Here is a 6,371-nt window from a genome sequence, read left to right on the forward strand (position 1 = left end):
CATCGCGGTCGCCGACGTCGCCAGCATGTCGGAGCGCCGCACCGACCGGATGCTGGATCCGGCCCGCAGCCATGGACTCCCCGCCTTCCTCGCGCACGACGCGGGCGTCGACTCCGGGCTCATGATCGCCCAGTACACCGCCGCGGGAATCGTCTCGGAGCTCAAGCGCCTCGCCGTGCCGGCATCCGTCGATTCGATTCCGAGCTCGGCAATGCAGGAGGACCACGTGTCGATGGGATGGTCTGCCGCTCGCAAGCTGAGGCGCTCGATTGACGGGCTCACCCGGGTGTTGGCCATCGAGGTGATGACGGCGGCGCGAGGCATCGATATGCGCGCACCGGAGCAGCCTGCTGCGATTTCTGCTGCGGTGATCGCCGAACTTCGCACGGTTGTCGATGGCCCCGGCCCCGACCGGTTTCTCGCCGCCGAAATCGAGCAGGCGGTTGAGTTCGTGCGCACTGGCCGCATGGCCAGCGTCGTGCGTCGGGCCGCTGCAGAGGCCGACGCCACCGTGCGTTAGCGGCGAGCCGGGCTAGTGCTCTAGCTCGTTCGTCTGGTTGTTCTTGATTACCGTGCCGACGGCGATGCCGACGGCGCATGCCCAGCTCACCCACATGAGGGCGAGTCGCCAGTCGCGGGGCCCGGTGAGCGTTGTGCGCACGGCGCCGACTCCGCCGAAGAGGGCGCTGAGCACTGACCCGCTGAAGATGAATTTGCGCAAGGTGGCCTCCCAAAGATCGTGTTCGATCCCCACGCTACCGTGAGCATCCTCGGGTGTGCAGTTGCTGCACCTTGTCCTGAAGGCTCGCTGTGAATCGCAGGAGCATGGCACAAGCCTGACCGATCGGTCAGATACGATATTCGCATGTCTAGTGCCGCCGACCTCCGCGCCGTAGCGCTCGCGGAGTTTGCCACCGCCGGCTACACGGGAACCTCGCTCGCGCGCATCGCCGAAAAAGCAGGACTCGCCAAATCGAGCGTGCTCTATCACTACGCCAGCAAAGAGGTCCTCCTTGAGGCTGCGGTAACCCCCGCGATCGACCGGCTCGACGCGATCCTCGACGACATGGCCCGCGCTCCGTTCACGAGCGAGGCCCGCGCGGCCTTCGTCGAACGGTTCGTTGATTTTCTCCTCGAGCACAGGCTCGAAGTTCACCTCTTCATCAACCAGGGGCTATCGCTCGTCGACGTCCCTGTGATGCTCCGGGCCAACGCGCTCGTGATGCGAATCGCCGACTTCTTCGCCAGCTCAACCTCGTCACTAGAAGAACGCATGCGCTTCGGCATCGCCCTGGGCGGCGCCGCCTACCTACTCGTGAGTCAGCAGGCCTTCGACGTTGAAACCCCGATCGACGAGACCAGGGACGCTCTCGTCACGATCCTCTCCGAACTGCTCGCCCCTATCCGGGCCTAGCCCGCCGTCCCGACTGGAGTTCCTGTGGCAACCCTGCTTTACCGCCTTGGGCGATTCGCCTACCGCCGCGCTTGGGCCATCATCGGCGCCTGGATCGCCGCTCTCGTGCTCATCCTGGGCGGAGGTGCTGTGCTCGGTGGCAACATGCAGGAGTCGTTCGACATCCCGGGAACGGAGTCGCAGACGGCCCTCGACCACCTCTCGGCCGTGTTCCCGCAGGTCGCGGGCGCGGGCGCTCAGGCGGTTGTCGTTGCCCCGGACGGCGCATCGGTCTCCGACGAGCAGTTCAAGGCCGCGGTGACGGAGTTCGAAGAGGAGATCGAATCGCTCGACTTCGTGGACACCGTTCTTGGCCCGTTCGATGACTACGCCGGCAAGGCCATCTCCGACGATGAGTCGATGGCGCGCATTCAGGTCCAGTTCGATGGCACCCGGGTCGATATTTCGGATGCGATGGTCGACGAGTTCGTGGCAACCCAGTCGGTTGCAGAAGACGCGGGGCTCACGGTTGAGTTTGGCGGCCAGATCTTTCAGCAGACCAGCTTCGGCGTGACGATCGTCGAGGTCTTCGGCGTTCTGTTTGCCGGCGTTGTGCTGCTCATCACCTTCGGGTCGATTCGCCCGGCCGGAATGCCGCTGCTGAGCGCGCTCGTGGGCGTCGGCGTGGTCATCGGGGGCATCCTGCTCGCCTCAGAGGTGACGATTATCTCCAACTCGGCACCGCTGCTCGCGCTCATGATCGGGCTCGCCGTCGGCATCGACTACGCCCTCTTCATCCTGTCCCGGCACCGAACCCAGCTCGCTCTGGGAGAGGACCCTGAGGAGTCGGCTGCGATGGCCGTCGGCACGGCGGGCAGCGCCGTTGTCTTCGCCGGGGTGACCGTGATCATCGCGCTCCTTGGACTGCTCGTCGTCAACATCCCCTTCCTCAGCGTTATGGGTGTCGGAGCCGCCTTCGCCGTTCTGATCGCGATTCTCGTGGCGATCACCCTGCTGCCAGCGCTCCTCGGACTTGCCGGGAGCAAGCTCACGCCCAAGGAGGGGAGCCGGGCCTACAAGCGTGCTCACGCCCTGAACGACCCCCAGGCCAAGCCCTCGATGGGACTGCGCTGGGTGCGCGGCGTGATGAAGCGCCCGCTGCTCGCCACGATCGGTGTCGTGGCCGTACTGGGTGGCCTCGCGATCCCTGCCGCAAGCCTCGACCTCAACCTGCCGGACAACGGCTCCGAGGCGGCGGATACCACGCAGCGCAAGGCCTACGACCTCATCAGTGATGGTTTCGGAGCAGGGTTCAACGGCCCGCTCATCGTGTCGTTCGACATCACTCAGACGACCGACATCCTCGAAGACCTCGACGCGATCGGGGAGAAGCTCGGCGAGCTTGACGACGTCGCGTTCGTGAGCCAAGGCCTCCCCGATGAGACGCTCGATACCGCCATCATTCAGGTGACGCCCGACAGCGCACCGGATTCGGCAGAGACCAAAGAACTCGTGCAGGCCATTCGCGATCTTGCCCCGGAGATCGAAGACGAGTTCGGCACCACCGTCGCCGTGACGGGCTTCACCGCGATCGGCATCGACATCTCTCAGCGACTCACCGACGCGCTCGTGCCGTTCGCGCTCATCGTGGTCGGGCTCTCGATCATCCTGCTCATGATGGTGTTCCGATCCGTTCTGATCCCCGTCAAGGCGGCAATCGGATTCTTGCTCTCGGTCGCCGCAGCCCTCGGAGTCACGGTTGCCGTGTTCCAGTGGGGCTGGGGTGCCGAGCTCATCCATGTGGATCACCTCGGGCCGATCCTGAGCTTCATGCCCATCCTGGTTATGGCCGTGCTGTTCGGGTTGGCCATGGACTATGAGGTCTTTTTGGTCTCGGGAATGCGCGAGGAGTTCGTCAAGACGGGCAACGCCCGCCACGCCATCGAGAGAGGCTTTGCCGGCGGCTCGCGGGTTGTCACGGCGGCGGCGCTCATTATGTTCTTCGTGTTCTTCGCGTTCGTGCCGGAGGGCGCAGGCATGATCAAACCGATCGCGCTCGGGCTCGCCGCAGGAATCGCGTTCGATGCGTTCCTGGTGCGCATGACCCTCGGCCCCGCCCTCATGACTCTCATGGGTCGCTCCGCTTGGTGGCTGCCGCGCTGGCTTCAGCGCTCACTGCCCCAGGCCGATATCGAGGGCGAACACCTGCGCGACCACCGCGAGGCAGAAGCCTGGGTCGCGAATGGGCCCGACGCCGTCATCCGCGCCGAGGGTCTTGTGGTCGGCGAGGGAGCCACGGCATTCGGCCCGCTGCGATTCGCGGCCCCTGCCGGATCGTTCGTGCTCGCGAGCGGCAGCACCGATGATCGTGCTCTCTTTGCCGCAACTCTGGCCGGGCGTCTTGCTCCGGTCGGCGGGCGACTCCAGGTCGGCGGTCATCCGTTGCCGTCGGAGTCGTCGAGGGTGGCGCGCATCGTGGCGCTGGCGGATGCTGGCGACGGTCAGTCTGCTGAGGCGACGCTCGGCGATGTTCTGCGTGAGCATCTGCGGTCGACTCTGCCGCTGCGCGAGGCCGGTTCTGCCTCCCGTGTCGCCGCACGCTGGGTAGCACGCGCCTCGGCTGCGGTCGGGCACGACGGCATTTTCGATGAGACTCCGATCGGCCGACTCGGCCGCCGGGAGCGCGCCGTTGCCCTCGCCGTGATCGCCCTCGCGGAGGGGACCCCTGTCGTCGTTGTAGACATCCCCGATTCATTCACCGATATCGATGAGGGCCGACTCTTGTTGGAGTCGCTGGCAGAGCTTGCCCCCTCACACACCACCGTTGTTGTCGGCACTCCGCTGCCGACCCGAGCCATCGACGGCGATTCCGTCGCAGGCCGCACGGTGATCCTGCTCGACCTCACCTCACCGCGCGACAACGCCATTGACGCGCCCGCCTTCGACACGATGGGAGTGCTGCTGTGACCGGCCTTCGCACCACATCATCCGCACGTTCACCCCGCCAGCGCGTGGGTCGCTGGGCCGCAATTCTCGCTGTCGTAGCGGTGCCACTTGCCTTCGCAGGTCTTGCCATCGGGGCGCTCTCGGAGTCGGAGACGGCCACGAGTCGAGTGCCAGCCGCGATCGTCAACAATGACCAGCTCATCTACCAGACGGCAGCAGACGGCACCGAGTCGCCAATTTTCGCCGGCCGTCAGCTCGTCACCGAACTCACGGGCAGCGATGACGGCTTCGACTGGGTCATCACCAACGAGGACGAAGCCGAGAAGGCCTTGGCCGACGGTGATGTCTTTGCGGTGGTCACGATCCCGGAGGACTTCTCTGAGGCCCTCATGTCGGTGCAGGGCGAGAACCCCCGAACGACAGCGCTCGACATCAGAACGGATGATTCACACAGCTATCTGAGTGGCGTTCTGTCGTCGACGATCGGCGACGGGGTCGCAACCGCGTTCGGCTCCGCCATCACGGAGCAGGTCATCGCTGGGCTCTATTCGGGAGTCGGAGACCTCGGATCTTCGCTCGGCTCAGCAGCGGAGGGCGCCGGCACGATCGCGTCGGCCGGAGGGGAGCTGAGCTCTGGGCTGTCGACGCTGCAGTCGGGGATCGCCTCAGCCCAGACGGGAGCGACCACCCTCTCGAGCGGAATCACGCGCTACACGGAGGGCGTCGATTCGCTCAGCCGCGGGCTTGGCACTCTTAACTCTTCGGCGGGCAAGCTCGACCAACTCTCTTCGGGAGTGTCGGCCTACACCGCAGGAATCGGCCAGCTCAGCCAGCAGGTCGCGGCGATGGCAGCGGCAAACCCGGGCGATGCCACAGCCGCCGCCCTCGCTCCTCAGCTCGCTTACCTTGCCGGGCAGGGTTCCGAGCTCAGCGCACAGACCGCTTCGGGAATCGATGCGCTCCAGGGCGGCATCTCCCAGAGCGCTTCGGGTGCAGCCCAGCTCGCCTCGGGATCTCCGGCTCTGCGCAGCGGCGCACGGTCACTCGCCAGCGGTCTGGGAGAACTCAGAGACGGAGCTGGCACAGCCGCCGACGGTGCCGGTGCCCTCGCATCGGGCGCACAAGAACTCGCCACGGGCCTCAGCGATGGGGCGGGGCAGGTTCCGAGCGTCGAGGATGCAGAAGAGCGCGCGAGCATCGTGGCCAACCCTGTAACCGCAGAGACAACGCGCAACAACGAAATCGGCGATCTCGCCGCGGGCGTATCGTCGCTGCTTGTGCCGCTGGGACTGTGGATGGGAGCGCTCGCGGTGTTTCTCGTGCTGCGCCCCGTGGCTCGGCGCGCGTTGACCTCGTCGGCGAGCACCGGCCGGCTGCTGTGGTCGGGAATCGCCAAAGCTGCGGGCATCACGGTGGCCCAGGCTGTTGTGCTCACGGCAGTTCTGCACCTCGTTCTCGACACGTCGTGGATCATGCTCCCGGCAACCCTCGGGTTCGCCGTGCTAACTGCGCTTTCGTTCACGGCGGTTCACTATCTCCTCACGACCGCATTCGGCCGGGCGGGGCTTGTCGTTTCGCTGCTGCTGCTCGCCGTCCAAATCACCTCGACCGGCGGCCTCTACCCTGTGCAGCTTCTTTCAGGGCCGTTTGCGGCGATCAGTCCGTTGCTGCCCCTGACCCATGCCGTCGCGGGCATGCAGGCGATAATCTCGGGCGGAACGGCAGGCGTAGCCCTCGGATCTGCGGCAGTTCTCGCCGCCTATGCGATCGGCGCGGTGCTGCTGTCTGTTGCCGCGCTGGGCCGGGTGCGCCGGATCAGATCGCTCGCGGCCCTGCCGCTGCCCGCTTAGGGGCGAGCTCCGCATCATATTCCGCTAGGGGGACCTAACGTCAGCTCGGCGGGCCGATGGAGGCAATCCATCGGCCCGCTGAGGCACAGGCGGGGGTACTGTGGAAGGGACGCTCTCCCGCGTTCCGGCGGGAATAAGGGCGCCGATAAGACACGGAGCATGCACCCCATGACGGTTCAGGC

5 protein-coding genes are annotated in these 6,371 nt (G+C 66.0%); 4 read left to right on the forward strand and 1 reads right to left on the reverse strand.

The window, feature by feature from the left end; all coding sequences use genetic code 11:
• A partial coding sequence (locus tag AC062T_RS09455; protein ID WP_476029448.1) for an aromatic amino acid lyase occupies positions 1-520 on the forward strand: 520 nt, incomplete at its 5' end.
• A 12-nt stretch (positions 521-532) separates the two neighbouring features.
• On the opposite strand, the gene AC062T_RS09460 is transcribed toward AC062T_RS09455, so the two are convergent.
• Positions 533-721 carry a hypothetical protein gene (locus AC062T_RS09460; RefSeq protein ID WP_476029450.1) on the reverse strand — a complete coding sequence of 63 codons (189 nt, stop codon included), beginning with the start codon at positions 719-721 and terminating at the stop codon, positions 533-535.
• Positions 722-865: 144 nt separating this feature from the next.
• On the opposite strand from AC062T_RS09460, the gene AC062T_RS09465 reads away from it, so the two are divergent.
• From AC062T_RS09465 to AC062T_RS09475, 3 genes are read left to right on the forward strand one after another with little or no spacing between them, the layout of a single operon-like run.
• Positions 866-1,414 carry a TetR/AcrR family transcriptional regulator gene (locus AC062T_RS09465; protein WP_476029452.1) on the forward strand — a complete coding sequence of 183 codons (549 nt, stop codon included), beginning with the start codon at positions 866-868 and terminating at the stop codon, positions 1,412-1,414.
• Positions 1,415-1,438: 24 nt separating this feature from the next.
• Positions 1,439-4,360: an MMPL family transporter gene (locus AC062T_RS09470; RefSeq protein WP_476029454.1), complete on the forward strand. Its 2,922-nt coding sequence runs from the start codon at positions 1,439-1,441 to the stop codon at positions 4,358-4,360.
• Entirely contained in the window at positions 4,357-6,189 is a 1,833-nt protein-coding gene (locus AC062T_RS09475) for a YhgE/Pip family protein (RefSeq protein ID WP_476029456.1), read from the forward strand. Before AC062T_RS09470 ends, AC062T_RS09475 begins: the two co-directional genes overlap by 4 nt.
• Positions 6,190-6,371: the final 182 nt, after the last annotated feature.

This window comes from Homoserinimonas sp., from assembly GCF_056262345.1.